Source organism: Amycolatopsis bullii, from assembly GCF_014654205.1.
Lineage (GTDB): Bacteria > Actinomycetota > Actinomycetes > Mycobacteriales > Pseudonocardiaceae > Amycolatopsis > Amycolatopsis plumensis.
Map to the genome: position 1 here is coordinate 19,189 of NZ_BNAW01000063.1, position 24,446 is coordinate 43,634.

Consider the following 24,446-nt stretch of genomic DNA (forward strand, 5'->3'; position numbering starts at 1 on the left):
CGGCCCCGATGCCGGTGAGAGGGCCCCCGACAGCCCCACTACGGGTTCGATGGGTCAGCCGGTGTAGCCGGCGACGATCTTCGTGAACGCGTACTTGTCCTGGCTGATGCCGCTGCACTCGCCGCCACCGCTGCAGTCGCGGTTGGTGGCCCAGAACGTGAAGCGGGCCAGGTGGTGGCTGGCCGCGTAACCGCGGATGGAGCTGAAGTTCGCCACCGTCACCGTCTCGCCCGCGTTGTCGGTCTTGCCGTTCATCGAGGAGAGGCCGCTGTGCCGGTAGGCGGTGTCGTCGTTCCAGCCGAACGTGGTCTTGAGCTGGTTCTTCAGCCCGTCGACCGCCGACTTCGTCAGCGCCGCCATGTCACCGCCGCTGGAGAAGTCGAACGGCATGACCGACCAGACGTCGACGCCCGCGCCGATCGCCTTGGCCTGGTTGATCAGGCGCTTGCCCCAGGTGTCGGGGCCGGTCGTGGTGGTGCCGATCGTGATCACCACGCGCAGGTCCGGGTTCTTCTGCTTGGTCAGCTTGACCGCGTTGAGAATGCGGTCCTGGACCGTCGCGTTCTGGAACTCGTCGGTGTTCTCGATGTCGAGGTCGATCGCCTTGAGCGCGTAGGCGTCGATCACCTTCTGGTAGGCACCCGCCAGCGCGGAGGCCGACGTGCACTTCGAGCCCAGCTTGGTGCCGGACCAGCCGCCGAAGGAGGGGATCACGTCCCCGCCCGCGTTGCGGATGTTCTGGATCATCGTCTTGTCCGAGCCGGTCAGCGACCGGCTGCCGTCCCACTTGGGGTTGCAGCTCCCGTCGGAGAGGACGAAGGCGAGCGTAAACGCTTTCACGCCCGTCGCGGACATCGCGGCGGTCGGGCTCGTCTGCCCGCCCCACTGGTACAGGTACGGGGAGGCGAGCACGGGGTCGACCGCGGCCATGGCCTGCGGGGCGAGCCCGACCGCCGTGGCCAGCGCGGCCGAAGCCGCGGCGGCGAGGGTGAGCAGACGGCGCACTGATTTCATGGGGGTCCTCCGGAACGCGCAGGTGGAGCACCTCCGGTTTGAGGCGGCGGGATCAACCCGGGAGGAGTGCTGTGTGCCACCACACAGTGGACTAGACCAATGTTGCGTGTCAACCCTCCGTCGGTCGGAAAATGACCCACGGCGCCACCGGTGGCCGACGATGTCAAATTCCCCTGAAGGCGGATCGACACCGGCCCGCATTCCGGCTACTTTGCCGAAATGGTGGGGGATTCCACGGTCGCCGCCGGCGGGGAACGCCGCCCGGGCCGGTTCCTGCCCGCTCTCGTCCCGCAGCGCTTCGCCCCGCGACGGTGGGCGCTGTGGCGGCTGCCGCGTCGCGGCCAGGTCTGGTACCTGGTCGGGGTCGACGCCCTCGCCGCCGCCGCCGTCGTGCTCGCCGCCCTCCGCTACCCGCCGGTCGCCGCGATGCTGACGCCGTTCGCGCTGCTCGCGGGCGGGATGCTCGGGTCCGCGGAGCTCGCGCGTCCGGTCGAGCGCCACCGCGAGGACACCCTGCTCGGGCCCGGCGTCGACACGCCGTGGATCTTCGCCGGGGTGCTCGTGCTCCGGCCCGGCCTGGCCGTCGCGCTGGTCGTGCTCTCCGCACTGCACCAGTGGTTCCGGGTCCGCAGAAAACCGGTTCACCGGCAGGTGTTCGGCGCCGCGGCGACGGCGCTGGCGGGCCTCGTCGCCGGTGCCTTCCTCACCGCGACCGGCGTCCGGCCGCTCGGCGCGGTGCTCGACACGCGGACCGTCCTGCTGCTCACCGTCGCCGGGCTGGTGTTCCTCGCGGTCAACGCCGCGCTCGTGACCGGTGCCGACGGACCCCGCCGTCCGCGCGAAGCCGCACCCGGGCACGCCTTCGACGCCGCGATGACCGCGTTCGGCCTTCCGCTCGCCTGGGCCGCGGTCGCCGCGCCGCTGCTGGTCCCGGTACTGGCCGGCGCCACCGTCGTGCTGCACCGCGGCGGGCTGGGGGCCGGCCGCCGCGACCACGTCACCCTCGACCCGGGCACCGGGGTGCTGACCGCCGCGTCCTGGCGCGGCGCCGCCGAGGCCCGGCTGGACCGCCCCGGCGATCCCGGCGCGGCCGTCCTGCTGCTCGACCTCGACCACTTTCGCCTGCTCAACGACCGCTACGGCGCCCGCATCGGCGACGCCGTCCTGCGCGCGGTGGCCGGCACCCTGCGCGACGAGGTCCGCGCGGCCGATCTGGTCGGCCGCTCCGGCGGCGAGGAGTTCGCCGTGCTGCTGCCCGGCACGCGTCCCTTCGACGCGATGGCGATCGCCGAGCGCATCCGGCTGCGGATCGCCTCGACGCTCGTGGCGCTGAAGGCCTCGGGCGACGGCCCGCAGTTCGTCGGGGTGACGGTGTCGATCGGCGTGGCCGGCTGCTCGGACGGCCTCCTCGACGACGCCCTGCCGGCGGCGGAGGCGGCCCTGCTGCGCGCGAAGGCGGCCGGCCGCAACCGGACCGTCTGCGCCGAACCGGAGTCGTGACCTTCCCGTCGGACCGGCCGCTCTTCCGGCCGCGATCGAACGGCAGATCTGCGGCGAGCTCAGCTGATCGTGATCGCGTCCAGTTTCTCCTTCAGGTACTGCGACGCGATCACTTCGGGGTAGGTCCGGATGCCCAGCGGCGGCGCCAGTGACGTGATCCGCGCGTCGTGATCGGTCTCGTAGAAGAAGATCAGCGACACGAGGTCCTCGTCCGGTGCCGTCGCCGCCGGGGGAAGCACGCGGTGGCGGGTCGAGCGCCAGCGGTCGCCCGTCCAGCGGGCCATCAGGTCGCCGATGTTCACCGTGAACGCCTCCGGGTGGAACGGCGCGTCCTCCCACTCGCCGTCGGCCGTGCAGACCTGCAGGCCGCCGACGCCGGCCTGGCGGTCGAGCACGGTGACCGTGCCGAAGTCGGTGTGCGGGCCGATCCGGAACTGGTCCGGGGCCGGCGGGCCGACGCGGGTCATCGGCGGGTACCAGTTGATGTTGAACGTGTACGTCGGGTGTCCGGTGTGGCGGGTGAAGTGGCTCTGGGCGAGGCCGAGCGCGGCGGCGAAGATCTCCAGCAGGTGGTCGGACAGTGCCCGCATCCGGCGCATGTACTCCGTCGCGGCCTCGCCCAGCCCGGGCACCTCGTGCGGCCAGACGTTGGGCTGGAACCAGAACCCGTCGACCTCGGCGACCCCGGTCCGGGTGTCCGCGCCCGCCGAGTAGGACTCCTTGAGGTCCGGCGGGGTCTCGGTGCCCTCGGCGTGGCCGTTGGCCTCGACGCCGGGCGGCAGCCAGCCGCGGCCGCCGACCGTGACGGCGTAGCGCTGCTTGACGTCCTCGGGCAGCGCGAAGAACTCCCGCGCCAGCTCGCGCGTCCGGTGGCGCAGGTCGTCCGGGACGCCGTGCCCGGTGACCAGCAGGAAGCCGGACTCCCGCAGGGCCTGGTCGATCCGGCCCGCCACTTCGGCCCGGCCCTCGGACGTGCCCGCGAACCACGGCGAAAGGTCCACGAGCGGAACGGATGACGGCATACCGGCTCCTCGCCAGAACTGTCCTATTCGGACTTCTCGACCCCGATGTCCTCGAACCACAGGTCCGGGCGCGCGGCGATGAACTCCGTCATCAGCGCGGTGCAGCCGGGATCGCCGAGCAGGGTGATTTCGACCCCGAGCCCGGCGAGCCAGTCGTGACCGCCGTGGAACGTCTCGGCTTCACCGATGACGACGCGCCCGATACCGAACTGACGGACGAGCCCCGAGCAGTACCAGCACGGCGAGAGCGTGGTGACCATGATCGTGTCGCGGTAGTGCGGGCGGCGGCCGGCGTTGCGGAAGGCCGCGGTCTCGGCGTGCATCGACGGGTCGCCGTCCTGCACGCGCCGGTTGTGCCCGCGGCCCAGCAGCGTGCCCGCGGAGTCGAACAGCGCGGCCCCGATCGGGACGCCTCCTTCGGCTTTGCCCCGTTCGGCTTCTTCACGGGCGACGGCCAGCAGGGCGTGCGGATCGATCGGCATGCGTCACTCTTTCCGGCCCGGGCGGTGCCTGGCAAGTGTTCGGCACGTTCCGGTGGATCGCGGACAGAAACTGTCCGCGATGTCTGGCACACTGCGTGCCATGTACGGCACTTCGGAACGGCTGCTCAAGCTGCTCTCGCTGCTGCAGGCGCGCCGGGACTGGCCGGGTGGGGACCTCGCGGCCCGGCTGGAGGTGGACGTCCGCACGGTCCGCCGCGACGTCGAGCGGCTGCGGTCCCTCGGCTACCCGGTGCACGCGACGCCGGGCGTGGCGGGCGGCTACCGGCTGGGGGCGGGCGCGGCGCTGCCGCCGCTGCTGCTGGACGACGACGAGGCCGTCGCGGTCGCGGTCGGCCTGCGCACGGCGGCGAGCGGCACGGTCGGCGGCATCGAGGAGACGTCGGTGCGGGCGCTGGCGAAGCTGGAGCAGGTGCTGCCCGCGCGGCTGCGGCCCCGGGTGGGGGCGCTGCAGGCGGCGACGGTGTCGCTGCCCGGAACCGGCCCGACGGTGGACGCCTCGGTGCTGACGACGATCGCCACGGCCTGCCGCGACCACGAGCGGCTGCGCTTCGGCTACGGCGACCGGTCCGGCACCTCGACGCAGCGGTCGGTCGAGCCGCTGCGCCTGGTCTGCACGGGGCGGCGCTGGTACCTGGTCGCCTTCGACGTCGACCGCGCGGACTGGCGCACGTTCCGGGTGGACCGGATCGCGGGGGTGCCGGTGCCGGGGTTCCGCTTCACGCCGCGCGAGCCCCCGGCGCCGGACCTGGCGGAATACGTCTCGCGCCAGATTTCGACGGCGCCCTACCCGTACCAGCTGGTCCTGCGGGTGGCGGCGCCGGCGGCGGTGCTGGCCCGGCGCGTCCCCCCGACGGCGGGCGTGGTGGAGGAGATCGACGCGGACAACTGCCGGGTCCGGACCGGGGCGGCCGATTTGGACGCGGTGCCGTACCACCTGGCCCGGCTGGGGTACGACTTCGTGGTGGAGGAGGCCCCGCCGGGGCTGGTCGAGCGGCTGCGGGAGGTGGCGGAACGGTTCACGCGGGCGGTCGGCTGAGCAGCAAGCGCTAACGAGTCTCGATCGAGACGGCATCGGTTTCGCCGTCGGTCAAGAAGGCGGCCACCTCGCTTCCTTCGGCGGCGACCTCGCCGTGTTCGGCCTTCGTCAACCGCCGCAGGGGGCGCACCACGACCGTGGCCTGCGCCACCGTCCACGTCGCCGAAACCCGGCCGTCGACCAGCACCACCCGCTCGCCCGCGACCGAGAGCCCGCGGTGGGCGTCGTCGATGATGCGGGTGCGGTCGTCGTAGCCGAGGATCGCGTTGTCGAACGCCGGCAGGAACCGGACCGGCGCGGGCGTGTCCGGGTCGGGACGCGGTGCTTCGGGCACGTCGAGCAGCTCGCGCCCCCGCTCGTCGCGGAAGGTCACCAGTTCCCCGCGCACCGCCTTCACCGCGGCCGGCAGGCCGGTCAGGCCCGACCACGCGCGCAGGTCCGCCGTCGCCGCCGGGCCGTAGGCCGCGAGGTAGCGCCGCACCAGCGCCTGCCCGACGCCGTCGGCGGGGTCGAGCGGGTCGGCGTCGCGGCCGAGCCACGCGGCCAGCGGGAGGTTCCGCACGCCCGCCTTGGTGCGCCACAGCCCGCGCGGCGGCAGCTGCACCGACGGGATGAGCGCCGCGATCAGCAGCTCGCCGAGCGGACGCGGCCCCGGATCGGGCCACCGGTCGGCGACCGCCCGCGCGAGCTCGCCCATCGACCGCGGCTCGCCGTCGGCGAGCACCGCCCGGCCCGCCGCGGCGAGCTCGGTGAAGTCCACGCCCTCGAGTTCACGGCGGTAGGTGGTGACGACCCGCTGCCGCAGCATGGAGTCGAAGCGGCTGCGCCACGCGAGGACGTCGTCGGCGGTGAGCAGGTGCACGGTGCGGCGCATGAGGTGGGTGCGGACGACCCGCCGTCCGGTCAGCAGCGTGTCCAGCGCGGCCGGGTCGAACGCGCGCAGCCGTGACCACAGCCCGGTGAACGGCTCCTGTGGTTCCTGGGCCTGCAGGCCGCCGAGGTGGGCGACGGCGTCGAGAACGGGCAGGTCGGCGCGTTCCAGGAGCAGCTGACGGGCGAGGGTGGCGCGGTTCAGGGCCCGCGCGTCGAGGACGTGGTGCACGAGACCACCTTGCCGCACATAGCGGTCAGATTGTGTCCGCTACTCCGAGCATGCGCAGGACCAGGCCGCCGTACTCCTTGCCCAGCGCGGCCGGCGTCTGGCGGGCGCGCTCGCTGTACCAGCGGGCGACGTCGACGCCGAGCGAGAGCACGGCCCGGGCGGCGACGTGCGGGTCGGACACCGTGAACACGCCGCTGTCGACGCCCTCGGCGATCACCTCGCGCACGATCCGCTCGATCCGGCGCCGCAGCGCGGCGACCACCTCGAACTCCTGCTCGGGCAGCGCCTGCAGCTCGTACTGGACGACCCGGGCGACGGTGTGGCGCCGGGCGTGCCAGGCCACGAAGTCCTCGACGATCAGCCGGATCCGTTCGACGGGGTCGGCCTCCTTCGCGATGACGTTTTCGACCAGCGCGAGGGTCTGTTCGTGGCCGTACCGGCTGATGGCGAACAGCAGCGCGGCCTTGGAGGGGAAGTGCACGTAGAGCGCGGCGGGCGACATCCCCGCGGCACCGGCGATGTCCCGCGTGGTGGTGGCGTGGTAGCCGCGCTGGGCGAACGCCTCCACCCCGGCCAGCATCAGCCGCCGGGCGGTCTCCGGCTGCACGTCCGGCCAGAGCTCGGCCGACAGCGACATCGTCATCCGGTGGTCCTCCCGCTCGCGCCCGGGCGGTGGCCACGACGGCCGGCCCGGTCGTCCCATTGTAAGCGGGCGCTTTGTCCTGCCGGCCGGACTAGGGCACCAGGCTTGCCGCGGCGTCGAGGAAGGCGTCGATCAGGGGTGACCGGCGCGTCGCGAGCCAAGCCAGGGACACCTGGTTCGGCCCGATGTCTTCGACCGGGATGCCGAGGACGTCCGGGCGGGTGTAGAACGTCGCCGTCGACAACGGGATGACGCTGATTCCCGCCCCGGCGGCGACCAGTTCCAGTTTCTCTTCGACGCTGTGGATGCGCGGGACTTCGGGACGGTCGGGTTTGCGCAGTTCGAGTGCGATGTCCCGCCACTCCGGGACGGCGTCGGGGTCCTGCAGCAGGTGCTCGTCGGCGAGTTCGGCGACCGACACGGACTCCTTCCCGGCCAGCCGGTGCCCGGCGGGCACCATCACGACGCGGGGTTCGGTGAACAGCGGCCGCACGGTCAGCCCGCGCTGGTCGGCCGGCAGCCTGATGATGCTGACGTCCACCCGGCCGTCGTGCAGGACCTCCACCTGGTCGTGCCAGCTGGTGCGCAGCAGCCGGACGCCGGCGTCCGGCCGCCGCCGGGCCAGCGCCCGGACCGCCGGGGTGACCACGATGCCCGGCATGAACCCGACCGTGAGCACCGGCTTCGCCTCGGCCGCGGCCGAGACCCGCCGGTGCACGGCTTCGGCCGCCGCCAGCAGGTCCCGGGCGTCGGCGAGGAGCTGTTCACCCGCCGCGGTGAGGACCGTGGTCCGGCGGTCGCGGACGAACAAGGGTGTCTTCAGCTCGTTCTCGAGGGCACGGATCTGGCGCGACAACGCCGGCTGGGCGATGTGCAGCCGCGCGGCGGCCCGCCCGAAGTGCAGCTCTTCGGCCACCGCGACGAAGTACCGCAGCTTCCGCAGGTCGAAGTCCACCTCGGCGCACCTCCCGCTCCCGTCGCCGCCCATCATCGCAGTTTCGTGATGCCGTCGCGGCATCACAGCGCGCGGAACGGGTCTTGGACGCACCGCGGGGGCACCGGCCACCGTGGAGGAGGAACGAAAACACGGGTGAAGGGACAGTGATGAAGATCTTCCTCACGGGCGGCTCGGGCTACATCGGCCGCGCGACGATCGGCGAGCTGGTCCGGCAGGGGCACACCGTCGAGGCGCTCGCGCGCAGCGAGCGCGCCGAGACCGCCGTGGTCGCCGCCGGCGCGAGCGCGGTCCGCGGTGGCCTGACCGACCTCGACGTGCTCAACCAGGCGGCGGCGCGGGCGGAAGCCGTGATCCACCTCGCCCAGGCCACCAGCGGCGAGGAGGACCTGGCGGCCGCCACCGCGATGCAGGACGGCGTCGGAGGCGGCACCTACGTGCACACCGGCGGCAGCTGGGTCTACGGCGACACCGACGGGGTCCGGGACGAGAGCGCGCCGTGGAACCCGCCGGCGATCGTGGCCTGGCGGCGGGCCGTCGAAGACGCGGTGCTGGCCCGGGCCGCCGACGGCGGACGGCCCGTCATCGTCCAGCCCGGCCTCCTCTACGGCGGCGACAACCGCCTGATCGACATCTTCTTCGTCCAGCCGGGCAAGGAAAGCGGCGCGATCCCGTACCTCGGCGACGGCGGCAACCACTGGGCCCTGATCCACCTCGACGACCTCGCCCGGCTCTACGTGGCGGCGCTGTCCGCGCCGGCGGGCTCGGTGTACCTCGGGGTGGGCGGGGTCAACCCGACGGCCAAGGAGGTCGCCGAGGCGTGCGCCCACGCCGCCGGGCTCGACGGGAAGACCGTTTCCCTGTCCCTGGACGAGGCCCGCGAGCGGATGGGCCCGATCGCCGACGCCTTCGCGCTCGACCAGCAGCTGACCTCGGCCAAGGCGCAGCGTGAGCTCGGGTGGGCCCCGGTGCACACCGACCCGCTGACCGAGTTCACCGCACGATGAACCAGCAACCGGGAATGGACCGCGAGGCCGTGCTGTGGTCCGAAGAGGAGCGTGTTCGCGGATCACGGCCGCTGCTGGTGATGCTGCACGGCTGGAGCTACGACGAGACGCACCTGTACCGGCTGATCACCCCGCGCCTGCCGGACGAGGTCGTGGTCGCCTCGGTGCGGGCGCGGATTCCCGAAGCCGGTGGGTACGCGTGGTTCCCCAGTGCGGGCAACCCGATCGGTGATCCTCGGCCGGCGGTGGCGAACGCGGCGGCGCTGGACGTGCTCTCGTGGCTGGAGACCGTCGAGGCACCGTCGATCGGGCTGCTCGGCTTTTCGCAAGGCGCAGCGATGGTGCACCAGCTCATGCGGCTGGCGCCGCACCGGTTCGCCTACTGCGTGAACCTGGCGGGGTTCGTCGTGCGGGACGAGCAGCCCGGCGACGCATCGCTGAGCGTCACGCGGCCGCCCGTCTACTGGGGACGCGGGCGGGAGGACCGGGTCATCCCGGCCGGGGCGCTCGTCCGGACCGAACGGTGGCTCGCTCGCCACGCCACCGCCGAGGTGCGAGTCCACTCCGGACTCGGGCACGACGTCCGCGGGCGGGAGATCGACGACGTCGCCGGCTTCGTGGGCAAGCAAATCCGTCAACGGGTTCCCGAGGAGAAATGATGCGTCACGACATCGAATTCGATGCCGAAGGAGCGTTGCTGCGAGGGTGGTTCTACGAGGCCGAAGGGACCACGGAGCCGGCGCCGTGTGTGGTGATGGCCCACGGCTGGAGCTCGACGCGGCGGATGTACCTCGACCGGTTCGCGGAGGTGTTCGCCGCGGCCGGGCTGGCCGTGCTGGTGTACGACAACCGCGGCTGGGGCGACTCCGAGCCGGCGCCGGGACAGCCGCGGCACGAGATCGACCCGTGGGTTCAGGTCGGCGACTACCGGCACGCCATCACCTGCGCCCAGAACCGGTCCGAAGTGGACCCTGAGCGCATCGGCGTGTGGGGAACCAGCTTCTCGGGCGCGCACGCCTACGTCGTCGCGGCGATGGACCGGCGGGTGAAGGCCGTGGTCACCCAGGCACCGTTCATCAGCGGCCGGGCGACCTACGCCAACCTGGCCCGGGTGGACAACCAGGTCGTCGGCCCGGACGTGTTCACGGCCGACCGCCGGGCCCGTGCCCGGGGTGCGGCCGCCGCGATCATCCCGGTGATCGGGACCGGCCCCGGCCGGCTGGTGGGGCTGCCGACCCGCGACTCCCACGCGTGGTTCAGCAGGGCGCGGGAAGAGCTCGATCCCGGCTGGCCCAACGAAGTGACGCTGCGCAGCTTGGACAACTACTACTGCTACGAGCCGGCGAAGTACCTGCCGGAGGTCACGCCGACACCGCTGTTGATGATCGTCGGCAGCGAAGACGGCCTGACCGGCGGCAACCTCGCGGCCGTCGCCTACACGAGCGCGGCGGGCCGAAGGACATCGTCTTCCTGCCCGGTGGTCACTTCGACGCCTACACCGGCGAGGGCTTCGCCGTGGCCTCGCAGGCGGCGCGCGACTGGTTCGTGCGGCACCTGTCGTAGCCGATCGCCGCGACGCCGTGCCGATGGTTTTCCGGCCGCCGGATGGTCCGGAATGGACGGTTTGCCCGCTCCGTGCGGCAACCGGCGGTGGGTACGGCCCACCGGAGGCTAGGCTGGCGTTCCGACGAACAGGGCCGGTCCGCGGCCGTGCACGAGGAGGTGCCGCCATGCCGGCCGATGGGGCCGCGGCCCGGAGCCGCCATCCCCGCCACCAGCGCCGCGGGGAGGCCCGGCTGCCGGCCGCCGTCGCGACGCTCGTGGCCATCGCGCTCTACCTGGCGCTGCCGGAACAGCTCCTCGTCGTTCCGCGGTTCGTGGTGCCCGCGCTGGAGATCGTGCTCCTGATCCCGCTGGTCGCGCTCAACCCGCGGCGGGTCACCCGGCAGACCAGGGCCTCCCGGGTGCTGTCCCTGACGCTCGTCGTGGTCATCGGCATCACCAACCTGGGCGCCCTGGCGCTGCTCGTCCACGACCTGGTCGCCGGCGCGGCCGACAGCGGTCAGGCCCTGCTGCTGGGGGCGCTGCAGGTGTGGCTGACCAACGTGATCGCCTTCGGTCTCGCCTACTGGGAGCTGGATCGTGGCGGCCCGGTCAAGCGCACCCAGGCCGGCCGAGCCGACCTGCCGCCGGCCGACTTCCGGTTCTCCCAGGACGAGAACGCCGACACCGTCGTGGAAGTCGCCGAGGGCTCCAGCGTCAAGTCCGACTGGGTGCCGACGCTGCTGGACTACCTGTACGTGTCGGTGACCAACTCGACGGCGTTCAGTCCCACGGACACGATGCCGTTGTCGTCGCGGGCGAAGGTGCTGATGGCGGTGCAGAGCGTCGCGGCGCTGCTGACGTCGTTGCTCGTCATCGCCCGTGCGGTCAGCGTGCTGAAATAGGGCTCCTTCCGTACCGCGCCGCGGTCAACCCACGGGTGGACGCCCACTTCAATCCGGAGCTTGAGGATTCCGGCGGCCTGCCGCCCTAGCGTTCCCGGCAGGGACCGGAGGGGGAGACATGGCGGTGACGGCCGAGGGGCGGACCGAGCGGACCGGGCGGGGCGAGCGGATCGCGGTGGCGGCGATCGCGGCCGTTGCCGCTGTGGTGTGGGGCTGGGCCCTGTGGAGCCGCCCGCTGCAGCCGTACTACGCGGCGGCCGTGCATTCGATGTCGCACAACGCCACGGCGTTCTTCTTCGCGGGCTTCGACCCGGCGGGCGTCGTCACGGTCGACAAACCGCCGCTCGCCTTCTGGACGCAGGCGCTCGGCGTGGCCGTCTTCGGGTTCCACCCGTGGGCGATCGCGCTGGTCCAGGTCGTCGAGGGCGTGGCGGCCGTGCTCGTGCTGCATCGGGTGGTGCGCCGCTGGGCCGGCGCGCGGACCGCGCTGCTCGCCGCGGCGTTCTTCGCGCTGACGCCGATCACCGCGGCGATCAACCGCGACAACCTGCCGGACACGCTTTTGGTGCTCCTCCTGCTGCTCGCCGCCTACAGCGTCACCCGGGCGATCGACAACGCCCGGTGGCTGGTGTGGGCAGGTGTCTTCGTCGGACTGGGTTTCCTCACGAAGATGCTCGCCGCGTGGATCGTGCTCCCGGGCCTCGCGTCGGCGTACTTCGTCGCGGCGCCCGGCTCACGCGGCCGGAGGCTGGCCCGGCTCGGCGTGGCCGGCGCGGTGACGCTTTTCGTGTCGCTGGCGTGGACCCTCGCCGTCACCGCCTGGCCCGGCGCCAAGCCGTTCGTCGGCAGCACCACGGACGGCTCGGTGTGGCAGCTGGCCTTCGGCTACAACGGCGTGACGCGGCTGCTCGGCGGCACGACCGGCGTCGGCGGCGGCTACAGCGCCACGGCCGGCGCGGCGCTCGGCGGCGACCCCGGACCGCTGCGGCTGTTCGACGCGGAGGTCGGCGGACAGATCGCCTGGCTGCTGCCGCTCGCCGTGGCGTCCTTGGCCGTCGCCGCGTGCCGCGCTCGCGGGGCCGCACCGCGGACGAAGGCGGGCTGGGTGCTGTGGGGTGGCTGGCTGCTCGCCGGCGCCACGGTCTTCTCGGTCACCGGCGGCATCTTCCACGCCTACTACACCGCCGAACTGGCTCCGGCCGTCGCGGCGCTCGCCGCCGCGGGGCTGGTCACGGCTTCGAGCTGGTCCCGCGGCCGGGCCCGGTTCGTCCTGCCGGCCGCGGTGGTGGCGACGGCGGTGCTCGCCTACGTCCTGCTCGACCGGACGCCGGACTGGCTGCCGTGGCTGCGGTACACCGTGCTGGTCCTGGCGTTTCTCGTGGTCGTCGCGGCGCTGGTGCGGGCTTCCCGCGTCGCGGCGGCGATCGGCTTGGTCGCCGTCGTGGCCGGACCCGCGGCCTTCGTCGCCGACACCGCGGTGCGGCCGGGCAGCGTCCTGGAGAGCGCCGACCCGGTCGCCGGGCCGTCCTCGGCGGCCGCGCCGCACACCGTCTTCAGCGTCAGCACCGATGCGGGCGCCGCGGCCGGGTACGTCCGGTTCATCGACAACGCGTACCGGCTCAGCCCCGGTCAGCGCCAGGTGCTCGCGTTCGCGCAGACGTCGTCCACCGAAATCACCCTGGCCGTCGAGGGCGGTACGTATGGCGCGGACCCGTTCGTGCTGAACACCGAGGCGCGCGTCGCGCCGCTCGGCGGCTACCTCGGCTTCGACCCGGCGCCGCCGGCCGCGGAGCTTCCGCAGTGGGTCGCGGCCGGGAAGCTGCGGTTCGTGCTGCTGCCGCAGGTGTTCGTCGACATCGCCCGCGCCGGGGCGAAGCGGACCACCGCGGCGGCGGCCGACGCGGGGGAACTGCCCCGGCGGGTCGCCTGGGAGGCGAAGCACTGCCGTCCGGTGCCGCCCGCCCGGATCGGCCCGGACGCGGCCACGGCCGGGGTGCTGTTCGACTGTGGCGTCGGGCCGTCGCACGGCTGAGCTTGCCCACGACGGTGGCTCCGCGGCAGGAGCGGACACACATACCGCAGCCGACCGCCGGAGCGGCGGCGGCCGCTCCACCAAGCGTGATCGGCGTGGCCGGGTGTCCTTCCGCGTGGCGCGTGGCCCCGGCTCCGAGCCGGGGCCACGGGCGCGGTGGCGCTGGTGCGCCGCTCACGAGCATCCGGCGGTGTCGAGGTCCGCGGCGACGTGGGCGAGCTTGGCGCGCATCCGGGCGATCGCGTCGCGACCTATCGGCAGCCGCAGCGGCGGGTCTGCCAGCTCGGTGACGGCCCGGATCGCCGCGGCGGCCGCGGCGGGATCGCCGGCGGGATCGTCGTCTTCCTCGCCGCCGTAGGTCGGCAAGGTGGACGCGTAGTCGTCGATCGGGTGCGCCACCTGGCCGGAGCCGGCCGTGGCGAAACCGGTGGCCAGCACCCCGGGCTCGACGATGGTGACCTTGACGCCGAACGGCGCCAGCTCCTCGTGCATCGCCTCGTGCAGTGCCTCGAGCGCGAACTTGCTGGCCGCGTACGCGCCGAACCGAGCCCCGGCGGAGAAACCGCCCATCGAACTGATCGCCAGCAGGTGGCCGGTGCGCTGGCGGCGCATGACGGGCAGGACCGCCCGCGTCACCGACAGCACCGCGAACACGTTGGTGTCGAACACGGCTCGCGCCTCCTCGGGCGTGGTCTCCTCGACCGCTCCGAACAGCCCGCGACCGGCGTTGTTGACCAGCACGTCGATCCGCCCGAACCGGTCGACGGCCGCCGCTGCCACGTGCTGGGCCCGGTGTTCGTCGGTCACGTCCAGCGGCAGCGCGAGCAGCCGCTGCCCGTGCCCCTCGAGCGCCGCCGCGACCCGCTCCGGGTTTCGCGCGGTCGCCACCACCGCATCGCCCGCGGCCAGCGCCTGCCGCGCGATCTCCAAGCCGAACCCGCGAGACGTCCCGGGGCGGATTGCGCGAGCGCAAGAGGCTCCGCACCCGAGCGGCGATCTCCGCCGCGGCGATCGAACTCTTCCTCGCTCGCGGCTACGACGCGGTGTCCACCGTGGAGATCGCCGCCGCTGCCGAAGTGTCCAAGCGGACGCTGTTCAAGTACTTCCCCCGCCAAGGAAGCGCTGCGCCGGCACTTCATCGCCGGTCTCGATCGCCACGATCCGATCACCGGCCTGACCGACGACGCCCAGGTGCTGGGCCTGGCGCGCATGATCCGGACCACCCCGGGTCTCGCGCACGCGCTGGGCCACTGGCTCGCCCGCGGCGAAGACGCTCTGGCGGCCGCGCTCCTCGAAACCACCCCCGTCGGCGACGAGCTGAGCGCGCGGCTGATCGCCGCGCAGATCACAGCCACCCAACGATGTCTCGCCACCCACATCACCCAGCTGCTGCTCGACGGCCGCCCGCTCGAACGCACGCACCGGGACGCGAGGACCGCCGCCGAGCGCGCCTTCCGCCGGCTCGGCGCGGGGCTCGACGCGCAGTTCGCCCGCGGGTGAGCCGGAGCTCGTCGAGCGTGCGGGACGGTGCTGCAGGAGATCCCGATGACCGCAGCGCCGGGACACGGGCGGGGAGTCACCGCCCGTGTCCCGGCGTCGCTGCTACGAACCGCGGTGGAAGGTGATCGTGAAGCCGGTGCAGGAAGCGCACTGGTACATCGTCTGGTTGCCCGGCTCGGTGTCCTGTTTGGACCACGCGTACGCCTTGGGGCAGTGCGACTTGATCGCGTCGCTGTAGCTCGTGGGCGCGTCGCGGTTCGGGTTGACGCAGTTGATCAGCGTGCCGGACGGGGAGTACTGCCGGTTCGCGGCCGGGCAGTAGGGCAGCAGGTTCTCGGGGCAGCCCGCGGTGCCGCACGACGCCGAACCCGGCGGCACCGCCGCGTTGACCGGCTCGATCGTGATCGGGACGGAGAAAGCGTTGACGTAACTGACGTCGTACCACGGGGCGAGGCCGTCGGCGGTGTCGAAGTTGAACTCGGCCAGGCTGGCCGGCTGCTCGCCGGTCGCACAGTGGTCGGCGAACACGCCGCAGTCGCCGACCAGGCAGTGGAAGTCCCGGCCCGAGGTGCCCGTGCACCCCTGGCGGGCGAAGAACTTGCCCCGCCAGTGGCCGGGCGCGGACGTTTCGGGGATCGTGACGGTCGCCGACTGCCCGTCGGCCAGCGTCGGCAGGCTCGCGAAGTTGACCGACCCGTCGGCGTTCACGGTGCTGCCCAGCCAGACGGTCTGGCCGGTGTGGTTGACGAACGTCACCGTGTGGTTGCCCGCCGCGGTGGCCGGGCTCGCCGGCGAACCGGCGGTCAGGGCGACGACGAGCGCCGCGGCCGTGGCGAAGAGCCGCTTGAACATGCGGGATGGACCTCCGTTCGGTTCCGGTGCGGGTGAGGGGTCAGCCGGCGGCCCGGTAGGCGGCGCCGCTGGCGTTCGGGGTGGTCCCCGTGTAGAGGCCGGTCGGGGTGGTCGACGTCGACAGCGAGAACCAGGCGTAGCGCTCGACGAACGGCAACCCGTTCAGCATCGCGGTGGACCGGCTGACGAAGTCGGCTTGTTCCGCGGCGGACGGGTAGCGCGGGGTGGGGCCGGAGAAGTCGATCAGCGCGTACTCGGTCACCCAGATCGGCAGGTGGTAGCGGTTGTACACCGCTTGCAGGTACGACTGCAGCTGCCCGGTGGCGGCGGCCGAGAAGTCGCCGCCGTACCAGTGCAGCGGGATGAAGTCGACGCGGTAGCCGCGCGCGGCCGCGCCGCTCATGAACCGGTCGAGCCAGCCCCCGGGGGTGTCCCCGCCGTAGGCCACGGCCGGCGCGCCCAGCCGCAGGCCCGTCGCCTGCAGCTGCGGCCAGAGGTCGAGCGCGGTCTCGACCGGCATCTCGGCTTGGCCGGCCAGGTCGGGTTCGTTGAACGCGAGCAGGGTGCTCCCGGACGCCTTCGCCCGCTGCAGCTGCTCCGGGGTGACCGAACCGCGGCCCCAGATCATCGGGACGAACTCCGTCCCGGCCGGTGCGGTGATGCCCTGGGGATCCGCGGCCCAGGTGTAGAACCACCGGGCGCCGACGTCGCCGAGCGCGGTGGTGACGCCGGGGAAGGCGGCCGCGCTGACGCCCTTCCTGGCGCCGGCCGCGGTCGCCGGGGCGGCCGGTCCTCCGGCGATGACGGCGGCGGCGACGGTGGCGACGAGCAGGAGTTTCCTGAGCTGGTTCATGCCGTTCCTCCGGGTGTTCCGCCGGGTCACGAGCGGACGAACGACCAGGTCACCGGGATGGTGCCCAGTGCGGGGTCCGCGAGCTGGGCGAACGCCGGAGCGCTCAGGTCGATGTGCGCGCTGTCGCAGCTCGGGCACTTGTCGGCCACGGGCACGGTGATGGTCCGGCCGTTGTAGGAGACCCGGACGGACACGCCCCGGCACAGCGGGTCGTTGTTCGGGTTGGCCGTGGTCCAGTAGGCGGCCGGCGCCGCGACGAGCAGCTGGGTGGCGGCGTTGATCTGCGTGCCGCAGGCGCCGAAGCCGGCGTCGTTGTAGTAGGTGGCGCGCCCGTTGACCGGCTGGTCAAAGGGGATGTCGGCCCACGCCGTACCGCTCATCGTCAGGGGAAGCGCGGCGGCAGCGGCCAGCGCGGCGAGCGACTTGATGGTCTTGCGCATTTTCCGTCCCTTTCCCTCGTGGTGCGGACTGCGAATTCGGAACTGTCGCGGTTTCCCGCGTGTTGCCGCGCCGGATGATACTGCGCCGCGCAATAGCGCGCTATGACAGGAAATTGTCCGGACGACATTCGTTGTCAACGTTGACAACGCACGCGGAGGCGTTCATTTCGAAATCTATTGAAGGACGCCTCCGGCGATCCGGAAAACGTCGAAGGACCGGGGAGTGCCTGCGGTCGGCGATCTTTACGGTCACATCGACGGGGTGTCGGTCGGCGAGCGGCTCCAGTCGAGGGCGGCGTGCCAGGCGGTGAGCAGTGCCTCGTCGTCGGCGTACGTCGGAGCGGGCCCGAACGGGATCCAGGTCTCCCCGATCACGGCACCCCCGTCGATGCGGTGGATCGTGATGCCGGAGTAGCGCAGTTCCTCGCGGGTGGGGCCGGTGCCGATCGAGACGGACCGGACGTCGTGCAGCAGCCGTACTTGCCTGTCCGGCATCGACCACGCTCCCTTCGGCTTCGACGTGGACATCGCGGGGCGCTGGTGTTTTGTCACACCTTGCGGCCGAGAACACCCCAGTCGGGTGAACTTCGCGCGACCGAGCACGCTTCGCGACACGGCCGGGCCGGACTCCGGGAGGCTCTCAAGCTTCTGGAGGAACTCGTGGCACTGCGACTCGTCCTCTATGAGCTTGCGGAAGCAAACGGCTGCCGTTCACGGTGAGGGGACTTGCGAGCTTTTCCGATTTCGGGAATGGGTGGAGGCGGGCTCGGCCGGGCGGCGGGCCCGCCTCCGTCATTCCGATTTCAGCGCTGCAGGGTCAGCACGCCCGGCTTGTAGGGCAGGAGGCCGTAGTCGGTGCCGTCGGATTGGGGATCGCGGCCTTGGTAGAGGAACTGCAGGTTGCAGGGGTCGACGGTTTTGGTCTGGTCGGGGTTGGTGCGGACCAGGTCGCCGTGGCTGATGTCGTTGGTCCAGGTGGCGCCGCTGTTGGCCTTGCCGGCGAAGGGGTTGCTTTCGGTGGCGGCTTGCGGGGTCCACGTGCCGTTCAGGCTGGTGGCGGTGAAGGAGCGGAAGAAGCGCCGCTCGTTCGTTCCCCGGGCCTCGACGATCATGAGGTACTGGTTCTGGCCTTGGATCTTGTAGACCTCGGGGGCTTCGAAGAGGTTGAGTGCGGTGTCGCTCATGATCTTCGTGTAGCTCGAGCCGAAGCTGCCCGGGAAGTTCCCGATGGGCATGGTGGCGCGGTAGATGCTGCCGTTGTCGTCGGCGAAGAACAGGTACATGTTCGTGTCGTCGCCGATGATGGTCTGGTCGATGGGGGCTCCGCTGGGGAGGGTGCCGGTGAACAGCGTCTGCGGCGCGGACCAGCCGTTGGGGTTGGTGGGGTCGCTCGAGGTGCGGTAGGAGAAGGTCGGGCCGCCCCACTGGTAGGCGAGCACCCAGGTGTTCTTCGGGGCGAAGTAGAACAGCGTCGGCGCGACGGCGTTGAAGGACATCGAGTTCTGGGCGGTGGACGCCATGTCCGACCAGTTCGTGAAGGGGCTGAAACTCATCGACTTCCAGCTCGAACCGGTGTCGTGCGTGGTGGCGTAGACGACGTGCTTGCCGTTGTGGACGACGTTGGTGAAGTCTTTGAGGGAAACCCAGCCCTGCTTCGGGGTGGCCAGCGGCCCGGTCGAGCTCCAGCGGTAGGTCGAGGGCAGCGTGCAGGTGGCGCTGCCGCCGTCGACCCGGACGAGTTGCCACTGCTGGTCGTTCGCGCCGGTGCCGGTCTGCTGCACGACGCCCGCGCCGTCGGCGGTCGAGGCGCCCTGGACGTCGAGGGCCTTGCCGCTGTTGCGGTTGACCAGCCGGACGTAGCCGGTGGCGGCGTCGGCGAGGCTGAACTGCTGGTTGGTGCCGCCGTTGTCGGTCCACTGCACCACGGGAGCGCCGTCGGCGGTGGAGGCACCCTGGACGTCGGCGAGCTTGCCGGAGTGCCGCGCGCGCAGCTTGTAGTAGCCGCCGCCGGCGTCCACGAACTGGAATTGCTGGTTGGTGGCGTTGGTGCGGCTCCACTGGATGAGGCCGGCGCCGTCGGTGGTGGCCGCGCCGTTGACGTCGAGGGCCTTGCCGCTGTTGCGGTTCACCAGGACGTACCAGGCGGTGGTGTCCACAGTGGCGGCCGACGCCGCCGTGGGGGCCACCGTGAGCAGCCCGCTCACGACGGTCACGACGGCCGCGGCGGCCGAACCCGCCCGCCACCGGCGGCGCCGGCTCGCGGTGCTCGCAGATCCCAGGGACATGCAGCTTTCCTTTCGTCAACGGTGACGGCCGGCGAACTGTTAGCGTTAACACTTTCGGCGGCGAAGCGGTGGGGAAATCACGGAGGGATGGGGGATGGGGGTCGGCCGGCGGTGCGGCCGGGGGCACCAGAGGACTGTGAACGATAACGGCGACCGCGTCAAGATGGGACTCGGCGGCTCAGTGCCGTTCCCCGGCAGACCTCCGGGTCGAACACGAGTTCGAATCAGTGGTAGAGTGTGCGTCGGGTGGTGGTGCGGCCGCAGGGGAAGTGCGGTCCGCACCACCACCTCTCAGCGCTGCAGCGTCAGCACGCCCGGCCGCCAGGGCAGGTGGTTGTAGTCGGTCCCGTCGGAGCGGGGATCTCGGCCTTGGTAGAGCAGTTGCAGGTTGCAGGGGTCGATCGTCTTGGTCTGGTCGGGGTTGCTGCGCACGAGGTCGCCGTGGCTGATGTCGTTGGTCCAGGTGGCGCCGCTGTTGGCCTTCCCGGCGAAGGGGTTGCCTTCGGTGGCCGCCTGCGGGGTCCACGTGCCGTTCAGGCTGGTGGCGGTGAACGACCGGAAGAAGCGGCCGTTCGCGCCCATTGCCTCGACGAGCATCAGGTACTGGTTCTGACCCTGGACCTTGTAGACCTCGACCGCTTCGAACAGGTTCGCCGTCGTGTCGCTCATGATCGTCGTGTACGACGAGCCGAAACTGCCCGGGAAATTCCCGATCGGCATGCTGGCGCGGTAGATCTTGCCGTTGTCACCGGCGAAGAACAGGTACATGTTCGTGCCGTCGCCGATGAGCGTCTGGTCGAGCGGGGCTCCGCCGGGAATGGTGCCGGTGAACAGCTCCTGCGGTGCCGACCAGCCGTTCGCGTTGGCCGGGTCGGTCGACGTCCGGTAGGAGAAGGTGGTCGGGCCCCACTGGTAGGCCAGTACCCAGATGTTCTTCGGGGCGAAGTACAACAGCGTCGGGGCGACGGTGCCGATGGTCATTCCGGTCTGGCCGGCCGAGGCCATGTCGGACCAGGTGGTGAAGGGACTGAACGCCATCGAGCCGTAGGACCCGTTCGCGTCGGTCGTCGAACCGTAGACCAGGTGCTTTCCGTTGTAGACGACGTTGCTGAAGTCCTTGAGCGCGACCCAGCCCGCCTTGGGGTTCGCGAGCGGGCCCGTCGAGGACCAGCGGTAGGCCGACGGAAGCGCGCACGAGCCGGTGTCGCCCAGCCGGACGAGCTGCCACTGCTGATCGGTCGCCTGCCGGTCGCCGTACTGGACGACGGCCGCGCCGTCCGCGGTCGACGCGCCCGTCACCTCCGCGGCTTTCCCGCTGTTACGGTTGATCAGCCGGACATAGCCGCCGTCGGAGTCGGCGAGGCGGAACTGCTGGTTGGTTCCGTTCAGGTCGGTCCACTGCTGGATTTTCGCGCCGTCGGCGGTCGACCGGTTGCCGACGTCGAGAACCTTGCCGGAGTTCTTCGACTTCAGCCGGTAGTAGCCGTTGCCGGAGTCCGCGAACTGCCACTGCTGGTTGGCTCCGTCGTGGCGCGACCACTGCTGGATCACCGCTCCGTCGGCGGTGGCCGCCCCGGAAACGTCCAGTGCTTTGCCGCTGTTGCGGTTGACCAGTACGTACCACGCGTTCGTGTCGACGGTGGCCGCCCACGCGGCGTTCGGGGCGAGCGCGACCGCCGTGGTGGCCGCGAGGACGGTCGTGAGCAAGGTGATCGCGGCGCGCCACCGGCGGCGATGCCGGTGGTGGCGCGCGGCCCGGGGTGGGGTCTGACCGGTCGGACTCATGGTGGTTCTCCTTCGGACGACAGAGGTTGTTAGCGCTAACAATCGAGCCGGCAGAACATTTCCGCGTCGAACGGAGCATCGGGGAACGGTGAACACCGCAATCTCGAGGTTGCCAGATCGTTCGCGCGTATTCAAGAGGTGCGGGATCGGGACACTCGATCCGAAGGAGGAGAATTCCGGAGCCGATTGTCGAATCCGGCGTCGCGCATTCGACGCGGGGATGAGAAGCTTCAGCGCCGAACCAGGGCACGCGAAGGAGATATTGCGAATGACGACGCAGCACATCGGAAGAACGCCAGTGCGGCTGTACATGTCGATGTCGGTCGACGGGTACATCGCCGGACCGGACGACCGCACGGGCCAGGAACTCGGCAAGGACGGCTGGCGGCTGTTCGACTGGCTCGACGACCGCAGGTCCGGCGGGATCAACGGGCAGGTCTACGCCGAGGCGGAGGCGACGGGCGCGCTGATCTCCGGGCGCCGCACGTTCGAGCTGGCCGGCCGGTGGAACGGCGACCACCACGACGGCGTGCCGATCCACGTGCTCACCCACCACGTCGACCCGGGCGACGAGCCGCCGGGCAGCGCGAAGTTCTACACCGACGTCGACGCCTGCGCCGACGAGGCCCGGGAAGCGGCGGGTGACCGGGGCGTGATGGTCCACGGCGCGGGCGCGGCACAGGCGCTGCTGGCGGCGGGCCAGCTCGACGAAATCGAACTGCACCTCATCCCCGTGCTGCTGGGCGGCGGGCGGCGGCTGTTCGAGCCGACCGGGCTCGGCCACGTCGAGCTGGAGCTCGTCCGGCGGCTCGAAGGCCGCGGCGTCACGCACCTGCGGTACCGCGTCCTGCACGATGCGAAGTAACGCCGTCGCCCGGCGTTCACCGTCTTCGAGAGATCGGATCGTTACGCAACTTCGGGCCGTGTGGAACGTCTGGTGATCGTGAGAGTGATCCGCATAGCCGGGCTCGGCCTGGCGGGCTTGATGCTGGCAGCGTGTAGTGGACAGGCCGAGACCGGGGGTACCGCGCAGGCGATCGGCGCGGTCGGCGTGGCCGGAACGGCGACGACACCCGGGGTACCGGCGGCGACCGTGGCGTTCCTCCCCGCCGGCGGGGACCAGCTGAGTCCGAAGGACCCGATCGTCGTGAAGGCCTCGGGGGGCACGTTGCAGGCGGTCGCGGTGACGAACCCGCAGACCGGCAACGGCGTCAAGGGCGAGCTCTCGCCGGACAAGACGACCTGGACCAGCAAGGACAACCTCCGGTACGGCGCCACCTACCAGGTGGTCGCCACCGCGGTGAACCAGGCGGGGGCGGCGACCGAGCAGCGCGGCGAGGTGCACACGATCAAGCCGTCCGGGGTCGCCACTCCGGCGCTGTTCCAGCCGGCGTCCGGTGACTTCGGCGTCGGCCTGATCATCGGCCTGAAGTTCGACCGCGACATCGCCGACAAGGCCACCGTGGAGAAGTCCTTCAAGGTGACGTCCTCGCCCGCGCAGGACGGCGGCTGGTACTGGGTGAACAAGCGCGAAGTGCACTACCGGCCCAAGGACTACTGGAAGGCCGGCTCGACCGTCAAGCTCGAGACCACGACGTTCGGCATGCCGATCGGGGGTGGCCTGTACGGCGGCCAGGACGTCTCGGCCAGCTACAAGGTGCACGACTCCTGGATCGCCAAGGCGGACGGCAAGACCCACCAGATCAAGGCGTTCCACAACGGCCAGCTGGTGAAGACCGCGCCGACCAGCATGGGCAAGACCGCCGACACCCCGCCGCGGGGTCCGACGCCGACCTTCAACGGCACGCACGTCGTGCTGGGCAAGGAGGCGCACAAGATCATGGACTCCTGCACCTACGGCGTGTGCGAAGGCGACCCGGGGTACTACAGCGCGCCGGAGAACTGGAACGTCCGCATCTCCGCCGACGGCGAGTACCTGCACGAGAACCTGAAGACGGTCGGCGTGCAGGGCAGCGACAACGTCTCCAACGGCTGCCTCAACATGAACACCGAGAACGCCAAGTGGTTCTTCGACAACTTCAACGCCGGCGACGTCGTCGAGGTCACCAACTCGGGCGGCCCGCAGCTGGCCATCAACAACGGCCACGGCGACTGGGCCATCAGCTGGAGCGCCTGGCAGGCGGGCAGCGCCCTGCGCGGCTGAGTCCTGCTGCGGTGAAGGAGGCCTTCGGTACGCCGGAGGCCTCCTTTGTCGTCGGGCGGTCAGTTCAGGGACGGATCGGCGAGGGCCCGGCTGCTGAGGTCGGGAACATAAGCCCCCAACGCGACAATGAGCCCCCGGATGGCACCACGGGCTTCGGCGGTCAGCTGAGCATTCCGAGCCACGTCGAGTTCGTTCGCGATGGTGAGCAGGGCGAAGTCCGCAAGGTCCTCGTCCGCCAACGGGGTGACCTCGCCGGTGAACCGGTTCGTGAGCGGGAGCGGGGTTGCACCCAGGTGGGCGTAAGTCCGGCCGCGATCGCAGGCGTCGTACAGGTGGACGAGGGCTTCGGCGTCGTGGCCGATGGCCGTGCGCAGGCCGGCTCGCCGATCCGGGGGCAGGAGGGGGTGCGGGAAGCCGTCGGTGCCGTAGGTGGCGTGGCACAGCGCCGCGAGGCGTACGCGCCGGCTGCCGCCCCACTCGGTCACCTGGCCGGCCACGCGCCGGAGGTGGTCGAGGAGGTTTCCGCCCGGGTGGCCCACCTGCTCCGCGCCGAGATCGCGGAGGAACGCGAGCGCCGGCCACTCGGCGGTGGCGGCGGCGATGGTTTCGGCCAGCGCCACCGGCTGGTCCCGGGCGACGAGGTGCCCGGCGCCGGGGATGCGGGTCACCTCGGTGTGCGGAGCCAGCTGCCGCAACCGGTCGACGTCGTCGTCGGTGACGGGTGAGCCGGTGCCGCCGCGCACCAGCAGGAGGGGCCGGTCGAGCCGCGCGGTGCTCTCCCGCAGCCGGGGGACCTGGTCGAGCACGTCGTCGACCAGTGGCGCGTGGGTGCCGAGCAGGCCGCCGGCGGCGAGGAAGCCGCGAACGCGGCCGGGATCCAGGCCGGGCACGACGTCCACCAGCACCAGACCCGCCACCCTGGCGCGGACCGCCGGATCGTCCAAGGCGGCGATGGCCGCGAGCCCGCCCAGCGAGGCGCCGACGACCACGCACCCCGGCGGTTCGGCGTGGAGCATGGCGGCGACGTCGTCCGCACAGAGCGCGAGCGTCCGCGGGGCGCCGTCACTGTCCCCGTGGCCGCGCTGATCGAAGGCCACGCACCGGAACCCCGCGTCGACGAGGACCTCGATGACCGGCGTCCAGACCCGCCGCCGCTCGCCGCCGGCGTGCAGCAGCAGAACGGCCGGGCCGGCGCCGGTCTCCTGTCCGCGGAGGACCGCGTCCGGGCGCGTGATGCGCCGCTCCCCGGTGCCGGTGAGTTCGACCATGAGCCCCCCTACCTTGTGACGTCAAGGTAACATACCTT

Annotated in this window: 24 protein-coding genes; 10 read left to right on the forward strand and 14 right to left on the reverse strand. The window is 71.7% G+C overall.

Translation table 11 applies throughout. The features are described 5' to 3' along the window. Positions 1 to 54: 54 nt before the first annotated feature. A complete protein-coding gene (locus IE317_RS39725; protein ID WP_191316528.1) occupies positions 55 to 1,014 on the reverse strand; it encodes a chitinase in 960 nt (319 codons plus the stop codon). Positions 1,015 to 1,233: 219 nt separating this feature from the next. On the opposite strand from IE317_RS39725, the gene IE317_RS39730 reads away from it, so the two are divergent. Further along, entirely contained in the window at positions 1,234 to 2,514 is a 1,281-nt protein-coding gene (locus tag IE317_RS39730; RefSeq protein ID WP_191316529.1) for a GGDEF domain-containing protein, read from the forward strand. Positions 2,515 to 2,573: 59 nt separating this feature from the next. Here IE317_RS39730 and IE317_RS39735 read toward each other — a convergent pair whose 3' ends face one another. Both IE317_RS39735 and IE317_RS39740 read right to left on the reverse strand, forming a co-directional pair. Further along, positions 2,574 to 3,536 (reverse strand): isopenicillin N synthase family dioxygenase, encoded by a 963-nt coding sequence (locus tag IE317_RS39735; protein ID WP_191316530.1) that lies wholly within the window; start codon positions 3,534 to 3,536, stop codon positions 2,574 to 2,576. A 23-nt stretch (positions 3,537 to 3,559) separates the two neighbouring features. Continuing rightward, positions 3,560 to 4,018, reverse strand: a complete 459-nt coding sequence (locus IE317_RS39740) for a nucleoside deaminase (protein WP_191316531.1) — start codon at positions 4,016 to 4,018, stop codon at positions 3,560 to 3,562. A 100-nt stretch (positions 4,019 to 4,118) separates the two neighbouring features. On the opposite strand from IE317_RS39740, the gene IE317_RS39745 reads away from it, so the two are divergent. Further along, positions 4,119 to 5,075 (forward strand): helix-turn-helix transcriptional regulator, encoded by a 957-nt coding sequence (locus IE317_RS39745; RefSeq protein WP_191316532.1) that lies wholly within the window; start codon positions 4,119 to 4,121, stop codon positions 5,073 to 5,075. Between the two features lie 10 nt (positions 5,076 to 5,085). Here the strand turns inward: IE317_RS39745 and IE317_RS39750 are convergent, their stop codons facing one another. The 3 genes from IE317_RS39750 to IE317_RS39760 form a co-directional block, all read right to left on the reverse strand. Then, complete coding sequence (locus IE317_RS39750) at positions 5,086 to 6,177, reverse strand: winged helix DNA-binding domain-containing protein (RefSeq protein WP_191316533.1); 1,092 nt, start codon at positions 6,175 to 6,177, stop codon at positions 5,086 to 5,088. Positions 6,178 to 6,202: 25 nt separating this feature from the next. After that, entirely contained in the window at positions 6,203 to 6,820 is a 618-nt protein-coding gene (locus tag IE317_RS39755; RefSeq protein ID WP_191316534.1) for a TetR/AcrR family transcriptional regulator, read from the reverse strand. A gap of 91 nt (positions 6,821 to 6,911) precedes the next feature. After that, positions 6,912 to 7,775 (reverse strand): LysR family transcriptional regulator, encoded by an 864-nt coding sequence (locus IE317_RS39760; RefSeq protein ID WP_191316535.1) that lies wholly within the window; start codon positions 7,773 to 7,775, stop codon positions 6,912 to 6,914. Positions 7,776 to 7,924: 149 nt separating this feature from the next. Here IE317_RS39760 and IE317_RS39765 point away from each other — a divergent pair, with 149 nt between their 5' ends. The 5 genes from IE317_RS39765 (at position 7,925) to IE317_RS39785 (ending at position 13,261) form a co-directional block, all read left to right on the forward strand. Further along, entirely contained in the window at positions 7,925 to 8,782 is an 858-nt protein-coding gene (locus IE317_RS39765; protein ID WP_191316536.1) for an NAD-dependent epimerase/dehydratase family protein, read from the forward strand. 14 nt (positions 8,783 to 8,796) lie between these two features. Next, on the forward strand, positions 8,797 to 9,441 hold the full coding sequence (locus IE317_RS39770) for an alpha/beta hydrolase (protein ID WP_191316537.1): 645 nt from the start codon (positions 8,797 to 8,799) through the stop codon (positions 9,439 to 9,441). Further along, a complete protein-coding gene (locus IE317_RS39775; protein WP_229903164.1) occupies positions 9,441 to 10,457 on the forward strand; it encodes an alpha/beta hydrolase in 1,017 nt (338 codons plus the stop codon). The genes IE317_RS39770 and IE317_RS39775 overlap by 1 nt, the downstream gene beginning before the upstream one ends. Before the next feature lie 55 nt (positions 10,458 to 10,512). After that, positions 10,513 to 11,229 (forward strand): DUF1345 domain-containing protein, encoded by a 717-nt coding sequence (locus IE317_RS39780; RefSeq protein WP_191316538.1) that lies wholly within the window; start codon positions 10,513 to 10,515, stop codon positions 11,227 to 11,229. Positions 11,230 to 11,347: 118 nt separating this feature from the next. Continuing rightward, positions 11,348 to 13,261 (forward strand): ArnT family glycosyltransferase, encoded by a 1,914-nt coding sequence (locus IE317_RS39785; protein WP_191316539.1) that lies wholly within the window; start codon positions 11,348 to 11,350, stop codon positions 13,259 to 13,261. 174 nt (positions 13,262 to 13,435) lie between these two features. On the opposite strand, the gene IE317_RS39790 is transcribed toward IE317_RS39785, so the two are convergent. Beyond that, on the reverse strand, positions 13,436 to 14,191 hold the full coding sequence (locus tag IE317_RS39790) for an SDR family NAD(P)-dependent oxidoreductase (RefSeq protein WP_229903165.1): 756 nt from the start codon (positions 14,189 to 14,191) through the stop codon (positions 13,436 to 13,438). A gap of 279 nt (positions 14,192 to 14,470) precedes the next feature. Here IE317_RS39790 and IE317_RS44910 point away from each other — a divergent pair, with 279 nt between their 5' ends. Next, positions 14,471 to 14,761: a hypothetical protein gene (locus IE317_RS44910; RefSeq protein ID WP_229903170.1), complete on the forward strand. Its 291-nt coding sequence runs from the start codon at positions 14,471 to 14,473 to the stop codon at positions 14,759 to 14,761. 102 nt (positions 14,762 to 14,863) lie between these two features. Here IE317_RS44910 and IE317_RS39800 read toward each other — a convergent pair whose 3' ends face one another. The 6 genes from IE317_RS39800 to IE317_RS39825 all read right to left on the reverse strand — a co-directional run bounded on the left by IE317_RS39800 (position 14,864) and on the right by IE317_RS39825 (position 20,976). Then, the gene (locus tag IE317_RS39800; RefSeq protein ID WP_191316540.1) at positions 14,864 to 15,613 is read right to left on the reverse strand and encodes a thaumatin family protein; all 750 of its coding nucleotides are present in this window, start codon (positions 15,611 to 15,613) and stop codon (positions 14,864 to 14,866) included. 40 nt (positions 15,614 to 15,653) lie between these two features. Beyond that, on the reverse strand, positions 15,654 to 16,466 hold the full coding sequence (locus IE317_RS39805) for a glycoside hydrolase family protein (RefSeq protein WP_191316541.1): 813 nt from the start codon (positions 16,464 to 16,466) through the stop codon (positions 15,654 to 15,656). 26 nt (positions 16,467 to 16,492) lie between these two features. Continuing rightward, positions 16,493 to 16,906: a cysteine/serine endopeptidase inhibitor gene (locus tag IE317_RS39810; protein WP_191316542.1), complete on the reverse strand. Its 414-nt coding sequence runs from the start codon at positions 16,904 to 16,906 to the stop codon at positions 16,493 to 16,495. 249 nt (positions 16,907 to 17,155) lie between these two features. Continuing rightward, a complete protein-coding gene (locus tag IE317_RS39815; protein ID WP_229903166.1) occupies positions 17,156 to 17,401 on the reverse strand; it encodes a hypothetical protein in 246 nt (81 codons plus the stop codon). Between the two features lie 308 nt (positions 17,402 to 17,709). Continuing rightward, positions 17,710 to 19,191 carry a non-reducing end alpha-L-arabinofuranosidase family hydrolase gene (locus tag IE317_RS39820; protein ID WP_191316543.1) on the reverse strand — a complete coding sequence of 494 codons (1,482 nt, stop codon included), beginning with the start codon at positions 19,189 to 19,191 and terminating at the stop codon, positions 17,710 to 17,712. Between the two features lie 291 nt (positions 19,192 to 19,482). Beyond that, entirely contained in the window at positions 19,483 to 20,976 is a 1,494-nt protein-coding gene (locus tag IE317_RS39825) for a non-reducing end alpha-L-arabinofuranosidase family hydrolase (RefSeq protein ID WP_191316544.1), read from the reverse strand. Positions 20,977 to 21,244: 268 nt separating this feature from the next. On the opposite strand from IE317_RS39825, the gene IE317_RS39830 reads away from it, so the two are divergent. After that, entirely contained in the window at positions 21,245 to 21,841 is a 597-nt protein-coding gene (locus IE317_RS39830) for a dihydrofolate reductase family protein (RefSeq protein WP_191316545.1), read from the forward strand. A gap of 84 nt (positions 21,842 to 21,925) precedes the next feature. Beyond that, on the forward strand, positions 21,926 to 23,140 hold the full coding sequence (locus tag IE317_RS39835; RefSeq protein ID WP_191316555.1) for a L,D-transpeptidase: 1,215 nt from the start codon (positions 21,926 to 21,928) through the stop codon (positions 23,138 to 23,140). Between the two features lie 59 nt (positions 23,141 to 23,199). Here IE317_RS39835 and IE317_RS39840 read toward each other — a convergent pair whose 3' ends face one another. Then, entirely contained in the window at positions 23,200 to 24,408 is a 1,209-nt protein-coding gene (locus tag IE317_RS39840) for an alpha/beta fold hydrolase (RefSeq protein ID WP_191316546.1), read from the reverse strand. Positions 24,409 to 24,446 lie beyond the last annotated feature (38 nt).